Origin of the sequence: Aureimonas flava, assembly GCF_003583935.1 — a bacterium.
Classification (GTDB): domain Bacteria; phylum Pseudomonadota; class Alphaproteobacteria; order Rhizobiales; family Rhizobiaceae; genus Aureimonas; species Aureimonas flava.
In genome coordinates, this window is the sequence record NZ_QYRN01000007.1 from 136,630 (window position 1) to 155,576 (window position 18,947).

The window sequence follows — 18,947 nt, forward strand, 5'->3', positions numbered from 1 at the left end:
AACGTGCGAGCCGCGGCGCCGGTTGCGCCCCTCAATATTCCTTTTCGTAGAACACGCCGACCTCGCCCCCGCCGTTCGCCGTCACCGCCGCGCGCGCCTTGATGTCGGCGCCGAGGTCGAGGTCGATGGAGACGCGTCCGGTGCTGTCGACGCCGACATAGGTGTTCTCGTTGAGGTAGCGACCGACGCCCACGGCGGCCTGACCGTCGGCCGTGGTGCGGATGTCGATGTCGTCCACGCCGAGCTGCGAGCGCAGGTTGTCGAGAAGCCCGGTGGAGCCGCCGACGCCCGCGAGCTGCGCGGCCGCCGAGGCGAGCTGGGCGATCTGCAGCGGCGACAGGTCGGCCGTGCCCTGGCCGAAGATCAGGCGCGCCAGCACCTCGTCCTGCGGCAGGGCCGGGGAGGAGGTGAAGGTGAAGCTCGGATTGTTGGCCGGGCCGGTGATGGCGATGTAGACCGTCACCTCGCCCGTGTCGGACGCGGCCAGGAGGTCCAGCGTCGGCACGAGGTTGCCGTCGAAGGTGAGGGTCGCGCGCTGGAAGTCGAGCCGGCGCGACAGGAGCTGGAAACGGCCGCGCTGCAGCTCGAAGGCGCCGGCGATGCCGAGATTGGACGACGGCCCGGTGATGCGGATGGTTCCGCCGAGCTCCAGGTCGAGACCCCGGCCGCGCACGAAGACGCGGTTCGGCGCGTTCAGCGTCACGTCCAGGCGGATGCCGCCGCCGGCGCCCCCGCCGCCGGCCGATCCCTGCGGGTCGATCTCGCGGATCTGCTGCAGGACGGCGGCCGGCGTGTTGCGTCGCTTTAGGTCGATCTGCGCCACCGAGCTCGGCAGGTTGTCGGGCACCAGGATGGCGATTTCGCGCGCGTTCACGGTGCCGGCCAGGAGGGCGCCGCCAGCCAGCGGGCCGGTGAGGGTCAGGCCGGCGTCGAGGCGCACGGTCACCAGTTCGCCGTCGGCATAGCGCCCGTCCGCGACCTGGATGCGAAGGTCCGCCGGGAAGCCGGCGCCGAGGCCGATCGTGCCCGAGACGCTCACGGTGCCGCCGGCCCCAAGCTGCGCGGTGACGCTCGTCAGCGTCGCGGTCTGTCCGTTCAGGGCGATCTGCGCGTTGATGTTGTTGACCGCGAGGTTGGCGCCCGTGTCCACGAACGAGGCGCCGGCGGTGGAGATGGTGCCGGTCACGTCGGGCGCGGCGGCGCTGCCGCGCACCCGCGCGTCCACCGCCACCGTGCCCTGAACGGAGCGTCCGCCCTCGGCCAGGATGCGGTTGGCGAGCGAGAGCGGCGCGGTGCCGTTCAGCGCGAGGTCGAAGGTCGGCGTGCCGGCGACGCCCACCGAGCCGTTGGCGGTGAAGGCGAGCCCGCTGCCCGAGAGCGACCCGTCCACCGTCACGCGGTTGTCGGCGAAGGCGCCGCGCGCGGCGATGTCGAGCGGGCCGACGCCCGCCTCGCGCGTCTGCGTGACCGAGAAGCCGGCGAGCCGGAGGTCGTATTCGGCGCGCGGGGCCGACAGGGTGCCGGTGGCGCGCGCGGAGCCGTTCAGCGTGCCCTGCGGGTCGATGCCGGAGGCCGCAGCCGCCGCCAGCGAGGCGGGCACGTTGTCGAGCGCGACGTCGAGGTCGAGCCGCTGGCCGACCGTGCCGCTGGCCGTCACCGAGCCGGAGCCGAGATCGAGGCGCGCGGTCTGGAGCCGGACGCTGCCGTCGGCATAGGCGCCGGCCGCCGTGGCGTCGATGGCGGGCGCGCCGGCGGCGCGGGTCTGCGCCACGGAAACGTCTGCGGCCCGCAGGTCGAAGGTGGCGGCGGGCTTCTGCAGCGTGCCGGTGGCGGCGAGGTTGCCCGACAGGGTTCCGCGTGCGTCGAGGCTCGGCTGGACGGCGTTGGCGAGCGCTACGGGAAGCTGGTCGAGCACCACGCGAAGGTCCAGCGCGCGGCCCACCGAGCCGGAGGCTTCCAGCGAGCCCGCGCCGGTGTCGATCCGCGCCCGCTCGAAGCGTGCGGTGCCCTGCGCGTAGGTGCCCGCGACGTCGAGCGTCACCGTGTCCACGCCGCCCCCGCGCAGCGGCGCGGCGGACAGGCCGGCGCCGGAGAGCGAGAAGGTGGCGTTGGGATCGGCGAGGGTGCCGGTGGCCGTGGCCTCGCCGTTCAGGGTTCCGCGTGCGTCGAGGCCGGGTCGCAGCCCGTTGGCGAGCGCCAGCGGCAGGTCGGCGATGCGAAGCCGCAGGTCCAGCGCGCGCCCGACCGTGCCGGTGGCCTCGACACGCCCCGAGCCGGCGGTCAGCACCGCCCGGTCGAGCCGGGCCGTGCCGCCGCGATAGAGGCCCGCAAGGTCGAGCGACACCGGCTCGACGCCGGCGCGGCGCACCTCGGCGGCTGTGATGCCACGTCCGGCGAGGTCGAAGGTGACCGCCGGGTTCTCCAGCGAGCCCGTGGCCGTCGCGGTGCCGTTGATCGTGCCCTCGGCGCCTAGCCCGTCCACGAAGCCGTTGGCGAGCGCCACGGGCAGGTCGGTGATCGCGAGGTCGAGGTCGAGCGCCTTGCCCACCGTGCCGGTCGCCTCGACCGAACCGCTGCCGAGATCGACGCGCGCCGCGGTCAGCGTCGCCGTGCCGTCGCGGTACTGTCCGGCGAGGGCCGCGTCCACCGCGTCGAGGTTCGCGGCGCGGGTCTGAGAGGTCGCCACGCCTTCGGCGCGCAGGTCGAAGTCGAGGTCGGGCGCGGCCGCAAGGCCCCCCACAGCGACCGTGCCGCTGGCGGTGCCGGCCGCCTCGAGGCCCGCCACGAACGGGTTGGCGATGGCGAGCGGGAACCGGTCCAGCGCGAGGTCGAGATCGAGCCGGTCGCCCGCCGAGCCGGAAAGGGTGAGCGAGCCCGACCCGGCGTCGAGCCGGATCTCGCTCAGCGTGGTGCGCAGCGAGCCGAGCGTCACCGTGGCCGGAGCGGCGAGCGAGAGCGCGGCGTCCGGGATCGCGGCCTGGAGCCGGCGCAGCGCGATCACCGTGCCCGCGTCGGTGAAGGCGAGGTCGCCCGCCAGCTCGACGGGGACGTCGTTGACGCGCGCGGAGGCGTTCAGCGCGGTGGCGTCGTTGATTTCCTCCAGCGTCGCGTCCAACGCCTCCACCGCGATGCCCCCGGCTTGCAGCGAGGCGGCCGCCACCGTGCCGGCGGCGCGCGGCGCGGTGAGGTAGTCGGTGGCGCGCAGCCGGATGCGCGCGCCGCGCAGGGCCGTCTCGCTGTCGTCGCGCGTCAGCGTCAGGGCGTTGCTGGTGAGGTCGAGGTCGGCGACCGGCGTGCCCCCGTTGCCGACCGCGAGCGCGACCGTGCCGTCGAGGTCGCCCGAGCCGGTCTGGCCGGCGAGCGACAGAAGGGTCGTGGCGTCCTGGATGGCGAGGCGGATCGCGCCGCTCGGGCGGTTCTCGCCGTCCAACGACACCTCGCCCTCGACCCGGTTCTCGCCCTGGCGAAGGAGAAGGTTCGACAGGCGGCGCACCGCGCCCTCGGTGGCGAGATCGGCCGACAGCGTCAGCGGCTCGCCGCCGAACGTCCCGGAGATCGCCACCGTGCCGCTCGGCGCGTCCGGCGCGAAGGTGCCCTGGATGCGGGCCTGGAGGTCGGTGAGCTGCCGTCCCACCACTTCGAGGTCGGACGCGGTGGCGGTGAGGTCGATCACGGGCGCGGACGTGGTGCCCGAGGCCTTGAGGTCGAACCGGGCCTGCCCGTTCAGTGCGGAATCGGCGATCGCCGCCTGGTTGAGCTGGCCGGTGATCGCGGCGGCGACCTCGTCGCCGGTGAGGCTGGCCGAACCCGCAAGGTCCAGCGCGTCGCCGTCGACCCGCAGGTCGTCCACCCCGAACGAGCCGTCCGCGGCCCGCCGTACGAGGCCCGAGACCGCGACGCGCTCGCCCACGTAGGGCACGGCGTCGGTGGACAGGGCCGCCGTCTCGAGGTCGCTGTCGAGGCGAAGCTGGAAGGTGGAGAAGTCGAGCGCGGCGCTGCCCGACAGGGCGAGGTTGGCCGCGCCCGTGGTGAGGCGCGCCGTGTTGAAGGTCAGGCCGTCGGCCGTGAGCGCGCCGTCGGCGTCGAGCGCCAGCGGGCCTTCCAGGACGCGCGTCGCGATCCCGTCCGGCACGGAGGCGGACTGCGCGTCGAGGTCCACCACCACGGGGCCGACGAGGTTGTTGAGGTCGAAGCCGGTGCTGGAGGCGTTCAGCGTCACCGCGTTGGCGACGTAGTCCTCGAAGCCGGCGGTGCGGGCGGCGGCGGCGAACCGGAGCGCGGAGGCGGACAGGCTGCCGCGCAGCGAGGCGTCCACCGAGGACAGCTCCAGCGCGGTGCGCGCGCCGTCCGAGCCGAAGGCGAGGGGCACCGGGTTGGCGGCGTCCGTGCGCAGCGCGACGGCGAGGTCGTTGTTCGGGCCCGTCCGGTCGAAGGTGCCGGAGGCCGAAAGGTCGAGCGGGCCGGACTGGAGGCGGCCGGCATCGATGCCGATCACGCCGTCCGGGCGCAGGAGGACGTTGGCGGCAAGGGTCAGGTTCTCGCCCACGATGCCCTGGTAGGCCAGCGGCACGAAGGGGGCGGACAGGGCGGTGAGATCGACGCCGATGCGCCGGCCTTCCGCGCCGTTGCGGACCGTCGCCCGCAGCGTCGCGGCGCGTTCGGAGCCGAGGTCCAGCGTGCCGTCGGCGGCGAAGTCGTCGAACGGGCCGGTGCCGTTCACGGCAAGGCGCACGGGCGGCGCGCCGGGCAGCTTCAGGAGCCCCGCGACGATGCCGCCCGCCGGCTCGCTCGCGTTGATCGCGATCTCCAGCCGGTTGGCGTCCGGCTGGAAGCCGAGCTTGAGCGCGATGTCGCCGCCCTGGTCGAGCCGGCGGATCGTGGCGCTGGCGTCGAGCCGGGCCGGGTCGGGCTGGAGGTTCAGCGAGGCCTCGGCCGCCAGACGCGCCGGAATTCCGGCCACGGCCTCGCCCAGCACGAACTCGTCGATCGCGATGCGTCCGATGTTGGCGGTGATCGAGGGGAGCGAGAAGGGGCCGCTCTCCTCCTCGGTCGTCTGCGGGGGCGCGGCGCGCGGCAGGCGGTCCATCACGATCTGGCCGGCCGACAGGGTCTGCACGTCCACCGTCTTGCGCACCAGCGCCAGGGGCGACCAGTCGAGCGCGAGGTTGCGCAGCGTCAGCCAGACGCCGTCGCGGTCGGCGACCGTGACCTCCTCGATGCGCACCTCGCCGCTGAAGGCGCCGCTGAGGCCCTGGATCTTCACCTGCCGGTCCTCGGTGGACAGGAGGTTCTCGAGCTGCCCGGCCAGGAACTGCGCATGCGCCGGCTGGGCGCACAGGAGCGCGGCCGCCAGGAGAGCGGCGAGGCGGAGCTTGAGAAGGAGGGCGGAAAGGAGGCGCATCGCGATCATTCAGAAAGCCTGTCCGATGCCGGCATAGATCTGGAAGGAGCCGTCGCGCGGCCCGGGGTCGAGCGGAATGCCGACATCGACCCGGATCGGCCCGAAGCTGGTCAGGTAGCGGGCGCCGATGCCCGCGCCGATCTTCAGCGCGCCGAAGTCGGGCGCGAAGTCGTCGCCCACGGTGCCGGCGTCCACGAAGGGCACGATCTGGATCTTGTCGGTGACGTTGAACCGCAGCTCGGCCGAGGCCTCGAACACCGACAGGCCGCCGATCGGCGTGTTGACGAAGTCGGGATCGGTGCCGGGCAGGGCGATCGGCGGATAGTAGGGGCCGATCGACTGGAACACGTAGCCGCGCACCGAGCCGCCGCCGCCGGCGAAGAAGCGCCGGTCGGTGGGCACGTCGCCGAGGTCGGCGCCGGCGATCACGCCGTAGCCGACGCGGCCCGCGAGCACGAAGCGGTCGCGCTCGTCCAGGGCGAGATAGGCCGACACGTCGCCGCGCGCCTTGATGAAGGGGATGCCGTCCTCGATCTCGTAGGTCGGCTCGGCGTAGAGCTTGGCCAGGAAGCCCGAGGTCGGGTTCAACTGGTTGTCGCGCGCGTCGTAGGTGTAGGTCACGGGCACGGAGGCGAGCAGGAACTCGTCCTCGCCGAGGTAGTTGCCGACCGTCTCGTATTCGGCGACCACGTTGACCACGACCTGCTGCCGCTCGTCGATCCGGTATTCCACGCCGTTGCTCACCGCGATCGACTGCCGGTCGTAGGCGAGCGGCTGCTCCGACAGGCCGGTGATCGATCCGACATAGACCGAGTCGGGCCCGAGGACGCCGGGTTTGCGGAACACCGCCGAAGCCTTGTAGTCGAAACCGTCGGTCTCGCGCCCCGTATCGGACAAGGTGTTGGCGCCGATGCGCGAGACCGAGCCCTCCAGGCGCAGGCTCTCGGCGCGGCCGAACAGGTTGCGGTGCTCCCAGTAGGCGTTGGCGCCCGCCCCGTCGGTGTTGGAGAAGGTGGCGCCGGCGCCGAACACGCGCCGGGGCCGCTCGGCCACCGTCACCTGGATCGGCAGCGTGCCGTCGGCGGCCTGCGCGTCGGCCTCGCGGATCGTGGCGGTGGAGAAGACGTTGAGCTTGCGCAGCCGCTCGCGCGCCTTGTCCAGTGCGGCCGGCGAATAGGTGTCGCCCGGCCGGATGCCGGTCATGTAGGCGACGAAGCCGGGGTCCATCCGCTCGTTGCCGGTCACGAAGGTCTGGCCGAACGGGATCGTGTCGCCGGGCGAGAGGTCGATGGCGATGTCGATCCGCCGCGTGGCGGAATCGGCCACGACGTCCCGCCGGGTCACGGCCACGAAGGGGCGACCCTCGTTGCGCAGGTCCTGCACGATGCGGTTCTCGATCTGCAGGATGCGCACCGATTCCGCCGACGAACCGGGCGTCAGCTCGTAGGTCGCCGGGTCCAGCGGCACGCCGTTGGCATCGAGCCGCACGGTGCCGATCTGGAACAGCGGGCCGGGCGTGACGTCGATCGTCACCGGCACGGGGCGCGAGGTGTCGAACGTGGCGTCCGGGGCGAGGTCGGCGATGTCGCGCCCCTCGATGCGGATCGTCACCAGCCCGTCGTAGCGGGCATTCTCGTAGAGCGTGCCGACCAGGCGGCGGCGGTCGTTCCGGGCCTTGGCCAGAAGCCCGAGCGAGCCCGACACGGGATCGTCCTCGTCGGCCTTGAGCGAGGAGGCGGCCTCCATCGTGTCCTGCAGCCCCGCCTCGTCCGGCGACACGTTGATCGTCACCTCGTAGCGCACGGGATCGGGCAGCTCGGCGGCGGCCTTCTCCTCCTCGGACGGGCCGAACAGGTTGAACGGATCGAGGATGCCGAGGTCGAGCGCGCGGGCGGCCGGCGCGCCCTGCGCCAGGGCGAGGGCAAGTGCGAGCGAGGCGGTGGTCGCCGGGCGGCGAACGAGGCGCTTCAGTCCAGAAATCAACGCGGATGCTCTCTTCGCCTGGCGACGTTCCGAGGTCGGGGACGACGCCGGTTCCGCACCCGTTCTCCGGTGGCGCGGCCCACCGCCACGGCGGGAAAAACCCGGCCGCCCTCCCCGAGCGACTAGGCCTCAAAATGCCGGACCGCGCTCAAATAACAACCGCTTGGTCGGCCTGGCGCAAGATTCGCGGCCGATCTTGTGGGAGTTCCGCCACACCCCCCACGGCCGCATGCCGAGCGTGCCGACCCCGGCCGCGACCATGCGTCGCGCCGGTGGTCGGACGGGCGGCGGACACGGCCGCGCGAGCGGCTCGCGGGCCGCTCCTGGAACGGTTCCAGAATTCGCTTGCGGGGCCCCCGTCCGCCGTTGCAGTCTCCGTTTTGCCCGACAGAAGAACGCGGCGGCGTCCCGGCGCCGACAGGCCGCGCCGCGGGCGGCGCCCCGTCGCGGGCGCATGGCGAAGGTCGTCTCGGGAGGGAGCGCATGACCGAAGTCTCCATGGTGGTGAACGGACGCAGGAGGACGGGCGCGGTCGAGGACCGCACGCTTCTCGTCCAGTTCCTGCGCGAGACCCTCGGCCTCACGGGCACCCATGTCGGCTGCGACACGTCGCAGTGCGGAGCCTGCGTGGTGCACGTGGACGGGCGGGCGGTGAAGTCCTGCTCGATCCTGGCGGTGCAGGCCTCGGGGTCTGCGGTGACCACGATCGAGGGGATCGCGGGCGGGCAGGACCTCCATCCGGTGCAGGCGGCGTTCCGCGAGCACCACGGCCTCCAGTGCGGCTTCTGCACGCCCGGCATGATCATGACCGCCACGGACATGATCCGGCGCCACGGCGCGGAGCTGGACGAGAAGACGGTGCGCGACGAGCTCGACGGCAACATCTGTCGCTGCACCGGCTACCACAACATCGTGAAGGCGATCCTTTCGGCCGCTCAAGGCATGGGCGCATCCGCCGACCCGCAGCGCGTCGCCGCCGAATAGGGCCGGGCCTTCCGCCCGGCCGTTCCGGCGCGCCCGTCCGCGCCGGCCAGAACAGTTTCGATCTCGGGAGGATCTCATGGGTGTCGAGGGCATCGGCGCGCGCGTCCTGCGCAAGGAGGACCGCCGCTTCATCACCGGGCGGGGCCGCTACACGGACGACATGGTCGTCCCCGGCATGAAGTTCGCCGCCTTCGTCCGCTCGCCGCACGCGCATGCGCGGATCCGGGGCATCGACGCGGCGGCCGCGCGCGGGATGCCGGGCGTCATCGACGTGCTCGACGGCGAGCAGCTCACCGGCGACGGCATCGGCAACCTGATCTGCGGCTGGGCCGTCACCTCGCGCGACGGCACGGGCATGAAGATGGGCGCCTGGCCGGCGCTGGCCGTGGGCACCGTGCGCCATGTCGGCCAGGCGGTCGCCGTGGTGGTGGCCGAGACGCGGATGGAGGCGCGCGACGCGGCGGAAGCCGTGGAGGTCGACTACGAGACGCTTCCAGCCATGGTGGACGGGGCCAAGGCGCTGGAGGCGGGGGCGCCGCAGCTTCACCCGGAGGCCGAGGGCAACCTCTGCTTCGACTGGGAGCTCGGCGACAAGGCGGCGACCGAGGCCGCCTTCGCTGGCGCCGCGCACGTCACCCGGCTCGACATCGTCAACAACCGGCTCGTGCCCAACGCCATGGAGCCGCGCGCCGCGCTCGGCGTCTACGACCCGGCGGACGACCACTACACGGTCTGGACGACCTCGCAGAACCCGCACGTGGCGCGCCTCGTGATGAGCGCCTTCTACAACGTGGCGCCCGAGCACAAGCTGCGCGTGATCGCACCCGACGTCGGCGGCGGCTTCGGCTCCAAGATCTACATCTACCCGGAGGAGATCGTCTGCCTTTGGGCGTCCAAGCGCACCGGCGTTCCCGTGAAGTGGACCTCGGATCGCTCGGAGGCGTTCCTGACGGACGCTCACGGGCGCGACCACCGAACGGTGGCGGAGCTCGCCACCGACGAGAGCGGCAGGATCCTCGCGCTGCGCGTCGACACGATCGCCAACCTCGGCGCCTACATGTCGCTGTTCTCGTCCGCGACGCCGACCTATCTCTACGCGACGCTGCTGTCGGGCCAGTACGACATCCCGGCGATCTACGCCAACGTCCGGGCGGTCTACACCAACACCGTTCCGGTGGACGCCTATCGCGGCGCGGGACGGCCGGAGGCGACCTACGTGGTGGAGCGGCTGATGGAGACCGCCGCACGCGAGCTCCGGCAGTCTCCGGCAGAATTCCGCCGCCGGAATTTCATCACCGCCTTCCCGCACCAGACGCCCGTGATCATGAACTACGACACGGGCGACTTCCCGGCCTCGCTCGACGCCGGCATGAAGGCGGCGGACGTGGCGGGCTTCGAGGCGCGCCGCGCCGAGGCCGAAAGCCGTGGCAAGCTCCGGGGCCTCGGCATGAGCTGCTACATCGAGGCCTGCGGCATCGCCCCGTCCAAGGCGGTGGGCTCGCTCGGCGCGGGCGTCGGGCTGTGGGAATCGGCCGAGGTTCGGGTGAACCCCGTGGGTACGATCGAGATCCTCACCGGTTCGCACAGCCACGGCCAGGGTCACGAGACCACCTTCGCCCAGCTCGTCTCGCAGCGCTTCGGCCTGCCGGTGGACAACGTGCAGGTGATCCACGGCGACACCGACAAGGTGCAGTTCGGCATGGGCACCTACGGCTCGCGCTCCGGCGCGGTGGGCATGAGCGCCATCGCCAAGGCGCTGGACAAGGTCGAGGCCAAGGCCAAGAAGATCGCCGCCCATCTCCTGGAGGCGGCCGACGAGGACATCGTGATCGAGGGCGGCGAGGTGAAGGTGGCCGGCACCGACCGCAAGCTCGCCTGGCACGAGGTGGCGCTGGGCGCCTACACGGGCCACAACCTGCCCGACGGGATGGAGCCCGGCCTCAAGGAGGGCGCGTTCTACGACCCGCAGAACTTCACCTTCCCCGCCGGATGCTACATCTGCGAGGTCGAGGTGGACCCGGAGACCGGCAAGACCGACATCGTGCAGTTCGTGGCGGCCGACGACTTCGGCACCGTGGTGAACCCGATGATCGTGGAGGGCCAGGTCCATGGCGGGCTGGCGCAGGGGATCGGGCAGGCGCTGCTGGAGGGCGTGCACTACGACGACGCCGGACAGCTCGTCACCGCCTCCTACAACGACTACGCCATGCCGCGCGCCTGGGACCTGCCGATGTTCCGCGTACTCACCACCGAGACGCCCTGCACCACCAACCCGCTCGGCATCAAGGGTTGCGGCGAGGCCGGGGCGATCGGCTCGCCGCCGGCCGTGATCAACGCGATCACCGACGCGATCGGCAACAACGAACTGACCATGCCGGCAACGCCCGAGAAGGTCTGGCGCGCGCTGCGCGCCGTGTCGGCCCGGGCCTGAGGAGGGACGCATGTACCAGACGCAATACCGGCGCCCGACCTCGCTGGCGGAAGCCGCCGAAGCCATCGGCGCCACGGCGGGAGAGGGCAAGTACCTGTCGGGCGGCATGACGCTGATCCCGACCATGAAGGCGCGTCTGGCGGCTCCGTCCGCGCTGATCGACCTGCGCCATGTCGAGGCGCTCAAGGGCATCTCGGTGGAGGGCCGCCGCGTGCGGATCGGCGGCGGCGTGACCCATGCCGAGGTCGCGGCCTCGCGCGAGATCGCGGCGGTGTGCCCGACCTTCTGCGAGCTCGCCAACCTGATCGGAGACCCGGCCGTGCGCCACATGGGCACGATCGGCGGCGTGGTCGCCAATTTCGACCCGGCGGCGGACTATCCGGCGGCGCTCCTGGCGCTCGGCGCCACGATCCACACCGACCGGCGCGAGATCGCGGCGGACGACTTCTTCCTCGGCCTGTTCGAGACGGCGCTGGAGGAGAACGAGATCGTCACCGCCGTGTCGTTCGAGGTGCCGGAGGCGGCGGGCTGGGAGAAGTTCCGCAACCCGGCCTCGCGCTATGCCATGTGCGGCGTCTTCGTGGCCCGGCGCGGCGGCGAGGTGCGTCTGGCGGTCACGGGGGCGGGGGCGGATGGTGCCTTCCGCTGGCCGGAGGGCGAGGCCGCCCTTCGGAGCCGTTTCGCGCCCGAGGCGCTGGACGGCGCGCGCGTCGACGAGGGCGGGATGCTCGGCGACCTGCACGGCTCCTCGGCCTATCGTGCGGCGCTGGTGCCCGTGGTGGCCAAGCGGGCGGTGCGCTCGGCCGGCGGCTGACGCGGCAGCCGGCTCATAATCGAGAAGGGCGGGCCGTCGCGACCCGCCCCCTCCATGCCCGACGGGTGCACCCGTCAGAGATCGCAGCGGCGCTCGTAGCCGTCGTAGCCGACGAACGTGTCGGTGCGCGGGTCGTAGGACCGGTAGCGGGCGAGGCACCGCTCGACATGGCCGTTGCGCGTGTAGCTGCCGTAGTCGTCGTAGTAGCGCGCCTGACGCGGCTGGCGGTAGCGCGGCGGCGCGGGGATCGTGTCCTCGTAGCTCGGCGGCGCGACGTAGACCGGGCGCGGCGGCGGCTCGTAGTAGCGGGGCGCGGGTTCGTAGTAGCGCGGCTGCTGCGGCTGCGACAGGGCCGAGCCGAGAAGCGCGCCGGCAGCCAGGCCCACGGCGCCGCCGAGCAGCACGTCGCCCGCGTCCACGCGGTTGCGGTGGCGCCAGGGGTCGGCCTGGGCAGCGGGCACGGCGGCCGTCAGGGCCACCGCCGAGGTCACGAGAGCAAGAAGCGTCCTACGCATGAAAGCACTCCCATCCGGCACCGCCGGTGCGTTCCGCAGCGGGCACCCGCCCGCTTGTCGACGGTGATGAAGCACGATTTCACCTGAACGCGAGCTGAATGCGCCGGGTTGCCTGCGGAGGGCGTCGAGGTGCGAAAAAGGCGCCGGGCGTGAAACCCGGCGCCTTCCTTACGATCTCCTGGACGACGCGGTCAGAGGTTGCAGTAGCGGCGCTCGCCGGCGCTGTTGGCGACATAGGTGTTGGTAGCCGGATCGTAGGTCCGGTAGCGCGCCGAGCAGCGGGCGATCTTGGCGCGGCTCACGCTGCCCGAATAGGCCGGAGCGCGGTTGGCGTTGGCGGCGGCCCCGACCGCCGCGCCGGCCGCGAAGCCGAAGATCGCGGCCGCGGCGGCATCGCCCCGGTTCCGCTGGCGGTAGTTGTCGCGATACCAGCGATTGTAGCGGCGCTCGTCCCAGCGACGATGGTCGCGGCGGAAGTCGCGGCAGTCGCGCGCACCGGGATTGTGGGCGCAGAAGCGCTCCACGAACCGCTGCCGCTCGCGCATGCCCTGGGCCTCGGCCTGCGGCGGGGAGAAGGTGACCATGCCGGTGGCAAGAACGGCGGCGGCCATGAAGGACTGGAACAGTCTGCGCATGTATGGGGCTCCCATGAGTTCGGGTCGCAGCAAACGCCCGGGGGGCGCAAACGGCGGACCGCAGGAACCGGCCAGCTCGCGTCCGGTTCCCCAATGATCGTAAGCTGGGCTTTGCAAGCTGAACCGGGCGTGAACGGGTGCGACAAGACGCAGCGGCCCGTGCGCGGAGGTGGAAAACTCGGGCACGCGCATGGCCCGAACGAAGCGCGAACACTATATCGGTGCGATGAGCAAGCCGACCCTGATGCAGAAGCTGGCGATCCTCAGCGACGCCGCCAAGTACGACGCATCCTGTGCCTCCAGCGGGACGTCCAAGCGCGATTCGGTTAAGACCGGGGGCATCGGCTCCACCGAAGGCTCGGGCATCTGCCACGCCTATGCGCCGGACGGTCGGTGCATCTCGTTGCTCAAGATCCTGATGACCAACTTCTGCATCTACGACTGCGTCTACTGCGTGAACCGCTCGTCCTCCAACGTGGCCCGGGCGCGCTTCACGGTGGAGGAGGTCGTGAAGCTGACGATGGCGTTCTACAAGCGGAACTACATCGAGGGCCTGTTCCTCTCCTCGGGCATCATCCGCAGCTCCGACTACACGATGGAGGAGATGGTCCGCATCGCGCGCAAGCTGCGGATGGAGGAGAACTTCTCCGGGTACATCCATCTCAAGACCATTCCCGACGCCTCGCCGAAGCTGATCGAGGAGGCCGGCCTCTTCGCCGACCGCCTGTCGATCAACATCGAGCTGCCGACCGACATCGCGCTGGAGACGCTGGCGCCCGAGAAGAAGCCGCGCGACATCAAACGCTCGATGGGGCACCTTCGGCTCAAGATCGACGAGCACAAGCCGCAGGCCAAGGACCGCGCCAAGCCGGCGAAGTTCGCGCCGGGCGGGCAGTCGACGCAGATGATCGTGGGCGCCGACGGAGCCAGCGACGACCTGATCCTCGGCCGCTCGGAGAACCTCTACGGCAACTACCGGCTGCGGCGCGTCTACTATTCGGCCTTCTCGCCGATCCCCGACAGCTCCTCGCGCCTGCCCGTGTCCCGGCCGCCACTGATGCGCGAGCACCGGCTCTACCAGGCCGACTGGCTGATGCGCTTCTACGGGTTCGGCCGCGACGAGATCGTCTCGGGCGGCTCGGACGGGATGCTGGATCTGGCGATCGACCCGAAGCTCGCCTGGGCGCTCAAGAACCGCGACCGCTTTCCCGTGGACGTCAACCGGGCCGACCGGGAGGCGCTCCTGCGCGTGCCGGGTTTCGGCACCAAGGCGGTGGACCGCATCCTCTCCACGCGCCGCCACCGGACGCTGCGCCTCGACGACGTCGCGCGCCTCTGCCATTCGGTGGAGAAGGTTCGGCCCTTCGTCCAGGCGCTGGACTGGACGCCGGGCGGCCTCACCGACAGGGAGAACCTGCGCGGCCTCCTGGCGCCCAAGGCCGAGCAGTTGAGCCTGTTCTGATGTATCTCGCGCGCCTCGACCATCCGGCGGACTTCGACGGCTGGCGCGAGGCGGCCCGCACGGCGCTGGCGCTCGGCGTGCCGCCCGAGGAGATGGCCTTCGCGGTGGGCGAGGAGGCGGCTTCGCTGTTTGCGCAGACCCTGCCCGAACGCCCGGCGGACGCGCCGCCCTTCACGGTGCCGAAGGCCTTCCCGGACGTCGCGCGCAAGCTGATCTGCCACGCCGACCCCGAGCGTTTCGTGTTCGCCTATCGCCTCCTGTGGCGGATACAGACGGAGAAGAAGCTTCTCGAGATCGTCTCCGACCCCGACACGCGGCGGGCGGTGGAGATGCAGAAGGCCGTCTATCGCGACAGCCACAAGATGAAGGCCTTCGTGCGCTTTCGCGAGATCGAGGACGAGGCGGGCGACCGGCACTACGTCGCCTGGTTCGAGCCCTTCCACCATGTGGTGGAGCTCACCGCCCCGTTCTTCATGCGCCGCTTTCCCGGCATGGTCTGGAGCATCCTGACGCCCAAGCGATCCGTCCACTGGGACGGCGTCGACATGGTCTTCGCGCCGGGCGCCGACCCGTCGCAGAAGCCGGCCGACGACGACATGGAGGCGCTCTGGCTCACCTACTACGCCTCGATCTTCAATCCGGCCCGGCTGAAGGTGAAGGCGATGCAGGCCGAGATGCCCAAGAAATACTGGCACAACCTGCCGGAGGCGACCTTAATCGAGCCGCTGATCCGGGGCGCCGAGGCGGCGCAGCGCCGCATGATCGAAACCCAGCCGACGCTCCCGAGTTTCCGCCACGAGAAGCAGGCGGAGCGAAACGACATGGCACGCGCGGCATCCGCGGTTCCGGCCTTCAACGGCTTCAACAGGCCGCCCGAGGACATCGAGGAGGCGCGCGACCAGGCGCGGCACTGCCGGGCCTGCCCGCTCTGGGAGCCCGCCACCCAGACCGTCTTCGGCAAGGGCCCGGCCGACGCGCCCGTGATCTTCGTGGGCGAGCAGCCGGGCGACCAGGAGGATCTGGCGGGCGAGCCCTTCATCGGCCCCGCCGGCAAGGTGTTCGACGAGGCGCTGGCGGCCGCCGGCATCGACCGGAGCCAGGCCTACGTCACCAATGCGGTCAAGCACTTCAAGTTCGAGCCGCGCGGCAAGCGGCGCATCCACCAGAAGCCGAACATGGGCGAGGTCAAGGTCTGCCGCTGGTGGCTGGAGCAGGAGCGCGAGCTGATCAAGCCGAAGCTCATCGTGGCGCTGGGCGCCACCGCCGCCGCGTCCGTGCTCGGCAAGACGGTCACGATCCGCGACACGCGCTCCAAGCTCATCGACCTGCCGGGCGGCGACGCCAAGCTCCTCGTCACCGTCCACCCCGCCTATATCCTGCGCCTGCCGGACCCCGAGGCGCAGGCCCGCGAGCGCGAGGCTTTCCATGCCGACATGGACCGCGCCAAGGCCTACGTGCCCGAGATCGCGCTGACTTGAGGGCGCGGGGGGTGGTGGCGGGGCTGCCGCCCCGGTCCCCGCCCGGGGCCCGACGCCCCGGAGCCCCCGCTTTCTTTCGAGACTTTTCCGAGACCGGGAGGGGCCCCGCCGGCTCCTCCCGGTCTCGGACACGCCTCGAGTGAGGAAGGGGTCCGGGGGACATCATGTCCCCTGGCGGGGGGGCAGGGGCAGCGCCCCTGCCATCAACCACCCGCCCTCCCAAGCCGGCACCATCTCGTGCTAGGGCTCGGGCGACGAGGCATGGCTTGGAGGAGGCGGCATGAAGAGATCGCGGGTCAACGAGATCATCCGGGAGAGCGATGCGTTCATCCGCTCGTTCGGCTACGTCATGCCGCCCTTCGCCTACCTGCGGCCTGCCGAGATGCGGGCGCGGCGGGCGGACCTTGCGGCGGTGGTCGACCGGCGCCTCGGCTGGGACATCACCGACTACGGGCGCGGCGACTTCGATGGCCTCGGCCTGTTCCTGTTCACCACGCGCAACGGCGACAACGCCGACCTGAAGGCGGGGCGCGGCATGCTCTATGCCGAAAAGATCATGATCTCGCGCAAGGACCAGCTCTCGCCGATGCACCGGCACGACCTGAAGGCCGAGGACATCATCAACCGGGGCGGGGCGACGCTGGCGCTGAAGCTCTACACCGCCGGGCCGGACGGCGAGATCGACACGTCGCTGCCCGTCAACGTCGTGACCGACGGCATGCGCCGCCAGATGCGGGGCGGCGACATCCTGCGCCTCGTCCCCGGCGAGAGCGTGACGCTGATGCCGGGCGTCGACTGGCACGCCTTCTGGGGCGAGGGCGGGGACGTCCTGATCGGCGAGGTCTCGACCGTCAACGACGATCTGACCGACAACGTCTTCGCGGAACCCATCGGACGGTTCTCCGAGATCGAGGAGGACGAGGAGCCGCTGCACCTTCTCGTCTCCGACTACGACAAGTGGCTGGGCGAGGGCCGATAACTGTGGACGCCGGGCGCGGCGGGACTCCAGATCGGGCGCCCGCTCCGCTAGGCTGGGCCTTCCTCGACCTTGAACCATTCGGGCTCGCGCTTCCGGCGCGCGGGGCCGTTCGCATTGCGGAGACAGCCGTTTGACCAAGGTCGCCGTCGATCTCGGAACGACCGCCACGGGCGAGCCGGCGGAGATGGACCTGGAGGAGCTCCTGTCCACGCGCCTCCTGGTCCAGGGCAATTCGGGCTCGGGCAAGTCGCATCTCTTCCGCCGGATCCTGGAGCAGAGCGCGGGCTGGGTGCAGCAGGCGATCATCGATCCGGAAGGGGACTTCGTGTCCTTCTCCGACCGTTTCGGCCATGTCGTGGTGGATGCCGACCGGACGCCGGCCGAGCTCGCGCGCATCGCGACGCGTATCCGACAGCACCGCGCCTCGGTGGTGCTCAACCTCGAGGGGCTCGACGCCGAGGTGCAGATGAGCTGCGCCGCCGCCTTCCTGAACGGCCTGTTCGACGCCGACCGGCACCACTGGTTCCCGATGCTGATCGCGGTGGACGAGGCGCAGATCTTCGCGCCCGCCATCGCGGGCGAGGTGGGCGACGAGGCGCGGCGCGTCTCGCTGGGCGCCATGACCAACCTCATGTGCCGCGGCCGCAAGCGCGGGCTGGCGGGCATGATCGCGACCCAGCGGCTCGCCAAGCTCGCCAAGAACGTCGCCGCCGAGGCGTCGAACTTCCTGATGGGCCGCACCTTCCTCGACATCGACATGGCGCGCGCGGCCGATCTCCTCGGCCTCGACCGGCGGCAGGCCGAGCGGTTCCGCGACCTGGAGCCCGGCCATTTCGTGGCGCTCGGGCCCGCCCTGTCGCGCCGGCCGATCCCGTTGCGGATCGGGCCGGTGGAGACCGCCGGGCGCTCCGGGCGTCCCGTCCTGATGGCGCTGCCCGAGGCGAGCCCGGCGGAGATGGCCGATCTCATCTTCACCGCCGGGGCGGACGAGCCCGAGCCGCTGCCCGCCCCCGTGCGCCGCGAGCCGGCGGTGGCGACGCGCGAGCTCCTGGAGCGCGTGTCGGCCCCCCGTTTCGCGGCCCCGGCCCCGGCGGCGGAAGAGCCGATCGAGGAGGACGAGGAGACGATCGCCGAGCGGCAGGCGCGGCTCGACGCGATCTTCACCGACCTGATGGCCGACCCCGAGGCCGCCTTCCGTCCGGTGCAGACGCTGTATCAGGACTTCCTCACCCATTGCCGGCTGAAGCGCCTGTCGCCCGGCGCGCTCGATCTCGGCATGTTCCGCCGCAAGCTGGCGCTGGCGCGCGCGGGCGTCGGCTCGGACGGCGAGGACGAGGCCTGGACCGAGGTCGTGGCGCGCTCGGAGGAGCTGCCGGAGGACATGCAGGGCGTCTACCTGATGCTCGCCAAGGCGGCGCGCGACGCCGAGCCCTGCCCGGGCGACGAGGCGCTGGCGCGCGCCTACGGCAGCCACTCGCCGTCGCGCGGGCGCTTCCTCCTCACCTGGATGGCGGAGCGCGGCTACATCGCCGCCGAGACCGATTTCCGGGGCAATCGCGTGGTCACGATCGCCGGCAACAACTGGCGCACGGGCGCGGGCAGCGCCAAGCCGCGCGGGGCCGCCGGAGCCCCCCGGCTTCGCCGCGCCACGTGAGGCCCGGCGCGTCCGGGCGGGGCTCGTACCGGACGCCGATCCATGCCAGAAGGGCTGCATGTTTCCCGAGACGCTCTGGACCGAAGACCTGATCCTGCGACCCATCGCCCTCGGCGACACGGGCGCGATCTTCGACGAGTACGCGCAGGACCCCGAGGTCACGCGCTACCTGACCTGGGCGCCGCACACCTCCGTGCGCGAGACCGAGGACTACATCTCCCGGTGCATGGCGAGCGAGACCTCGCGCACCTACACGCTGCTGGGGCGACGCGACCGGCAGTTGCGCGGCGCGCTGACCATCCGGCGCGACGTGCCGGGCCGCATCGGCTTCGGCTACGTCCTGTCGCGCCGATCCTGGAACCAGGGACTGATGAGCGAGGCGCTGACCGAGGTCGTCGCCTGGTCGATGAAGCAGCGCGACGTCTGGCGCGTAGGCGCCACCTGCGACGTCGACAACGTCGCCTCGGCCCGCGTCATGGAGAAGGCGGGCCTCCTGCGCGAGGGGCTCCTGAAACGCTGGATGGTGCATCCCAACGTCGAGGACACGCCGCGCGACTGCTGGATCTTCGCCAGGGCCCGCTAGCCCCGGCCGGCGCGCATCGGCGACCTCC

12 protein-coding genes are annotated in these 18,947 nt (G+C 71.7%); 8 read left to right on the forward strand and 4 right to left on the reverse strand.

All coding sequences use genetic code 11. The features are described from left to right. Positions 1 to 31: 31 nt before the first annotated feature. Positions 32 to 5,410: a translocation/assembly module TamB domain-containing protein gene (locus D3218_RS14160; protein WP_119540742.1), complete on the reverse strand. Its 5,379-nt coding sequence runs from the start codon at positions 5,408 to 5,410 to the stop codon at positions 32 to 34. Beyond that, positions 5,411 to 7,384 (reverse strand): autotransporter assembly complex protein TamA, encoded by a 1,974-nt coding sequence (locus D3218_RS14165; protein ID WP_245415052.1) that lies wholly within the window; start codon positions 7,382 to 7,384, stop codon positions 5,411 to 5,413. Between the two features lie 483 nt (positions 7,385 to 7,867). Between D3218_RS14165 and D3218_RS14170 the strand changes: the two genes are divergently transcribed. The 3 genes from D3218_RS14170 (at position 7,868) to D3218_RS14180 (ending at position 11,613) form a co-directional block, all read left to right on the forward strand. Then, the gene (locus D3218_RS14170; RefSeq protein WP_119540743.1) at positions 7,868 to 8,368 is read left to right on the forward strand and encodes a (2Fe-2S)-binding protein; all 501 of its coding nucleotides are present in this window, start codon (positions 7,868 to 7,870) and stop codon (positions 8,366 to 8,368) included. Positions 8,369 to 8,444: 76 nt separating this feature from the next. Continuing rightward, positions 8,445 to 10,799: a xanthine dehydrogenase family protein molybdopterin-binding subunit gene (locus tag D3218_RS14175; RefSeq protein ID WP_119540744.1), complete on the forward strand. Its 2,355-nt coding sequence runs from the start codon at positions 8,445 to 8,447 to the stop codon at positions 10,797 to 10,799. A 10-nt stretch (positions 10,800 to 10,809) separates the two neighbouring features. Beyond that, on the forward strand, positions 10,810 to 11,613 hold the full coding sequence (locus D3218_RS14180; protein WP_119540745.1) for an FAD binding domain-containing protein: 804 nt from the start codon (positions 10,810 to 10,812) through the stop codon (positions 11,611 to 11,613). A gap of 74 nt (positions 11,614 to 11,687) precedes the next feature. On the opposite strand, the gene D3218_RS14185 is transcribed toward D3218_RS14180, so the two are convergent. Both D3218_RS14185 and D3218_RS14190 read right to left on the reverse strand, forming a co-directional pair. Next, positions 11,688 to 12,128: a BA14K family protein gene (locus tag D3218_RS14185; protein WP_119540746.1), complete on the reverse strand. Its 441-nt coding sequence runs from the start codon at positions 12,126 to 12,128 to the stop codon at positions 11,688 to 11,690. A gap of 191 nt (positions 12,129 to 12,319) precedes the next feature. Continuing rightward, positions 12,320 to 12,763, reverse strand: coding sequence for a BA14K family protein (locus D3218_RS14190; RefSeq protein WP_168990531.1), 444 nt, complete (start codon positions 12,761 to 12,763; stop codon positions 12,320 to 12,322). 226 nt (positions 12,764 to 12,989) lie between these two features. On the opposite strand from D3218_RS14190, the gene D3218_RS14195 reads away from it, so the two are divergent. From D3218_RS14195 to D3218_RS14215, 5 genes are all read left to right on the forward strand, one after another. Then, on the forward strand, positions 12,990 to 14,225 hold the full coding sequence (locus D3218_RS14195; protein WP_119540877.1) for a putative DNA modification/repair radical SAM protein: 1,236 nt from the start codon (positions 12,990 to 12,992) through the stop codon (positions 14,223 to 14,225). Continuing rightward, the gene (locus tag D3218_RS14200; RefSeq protein WP_119540748.1) at positions 14,225 to 15,703 is read left to right on the forward strand and encodes a UdgX family uracil-DNA binding protein; all 1,479 of its coding nucleotides are present in this window, start codon (positions 14,225 to 14,227) and stop codon (positions 15,701 to 15,703) included. Before D3218_RS14195 ends, D3218_RS14200 begins: the two co-directional genes overlap by 1 nt. A gap of 280 nt (positions 15,704 to 15,983) precedes the next feature. Next, positions 15,984 to 16,682 carry a D-lyxose/D-mannose family sugar isomerase gene (locus tag D3218_RS14205; protein ID WP_119540749.1) on the forward strand — a complete coding sequence of 233 codons (699 nt, stop codon included), beginning with the start codon at positions 15,984 to 15,986 and terminating at the stop codon, positions 16,680 to 16,682. Positions 16,683 to 16,812: 130 nt separating this feature from the next. Next, a complete protein-coding gene (locus D3218_RS14210) occupies positions 16,813 to 18,336 on the forward strand; it encodes a helicase HerA domain-containing protein (protein ID WP_119540750.1) in 1,524 nt (507 codons plus the stop codon). A 58-nt stretch (positions 18,337 to 18,394) separates the two neighbouring features. After that, the gene (locus tag D3218_RS14215) at positions 18,395 to 18,919 is read left to right on the forward strand and encodes a GNAT family N-acetyltransferase (protein ID WP_119540751.1); all 525 of its coding nucleotides are present in this window, start codon (positions 18,395 to 18,397) and stop codon (positions 18,917 to 18,919) included. Positions 18,920 to 18,947: the final 28 nt, after the last annotated feature.

Excerpts from the sequence above, each read along its gene's own strand:
- D3218_RS14160 (WP_119540742.1), bottom strand. The coding sequence starts at position 5,410 with ATGATCGCGATGCGCCTCCTTTCCGCCCTCCTTCTCAAGCTCCGCCTC.
- D3218_RS14170 (WP_119540743.1), top strand. The coding sequence starts at position 7,868 with ATGACCGAAGTCTCCATGGTGGTGAACGGACGCAGGAGGACGGGCGCG.
- D3218_RS14175 (WP_119540744.1), top strand. The coding sequence starts at position 8,445 with ATGGGTGTCGAGGGCATCGGCGCGCGCGTCCTGCGCAAGGAGGACCGC.
- D3218_RS14180 (WP_119540745.1), top strand. The coding sequence starts at position 10,810 with ATGTACCAGACGCAATACCGGCGCCCGACCTCGCTGGCGGAAGCCGCC.
- D3218_RS14185 (WP_119540746.1), bottom strand. The coding sequence starts at position 12,128 with ATGCGTAGGACGCTTCTTGCTCTCGTGACCTCGGCGGTGGCCCTGACG.
- D3218_RS14190 (WP_168990531.1), bottom strand. The coding sequence starts at position 12,763 with ATGCGCAGACTGTTCCAGTCCTTCATGGCCGCCGCCGTTCTTGCCACC.
- D3218_RS14195 (WP_119540877.1), top strand. The coding sequence starts at position 12,990 with ATGAGCAAGCCGACCCTGATGCAGAAGCTGGCGATCCTCAGCGACGCC.
- D3218_RS14200 (WP_119540748.1), top strand. The coding sequence starts at position 14,225 with ATGTATCTCGCGCGCCTCGACCATCCGGCGGACTTCGACGGCTGGCGC.
- D3218_RS14205 (WP_119540749.1), top strand. The coding sequence starts at position 15,984 with ATGAAGAGATCGCGGGTCAACGAGATCATCCGGGAGAGCGATGCGTTC.
- D3218_RS14215 (WP_119540751.1), top strand. The coding sequence starts at position 18,395 with ATGTTTCCCGAGACGCTCTGGACCGAAGACCTGATCCTGCGACCCATC.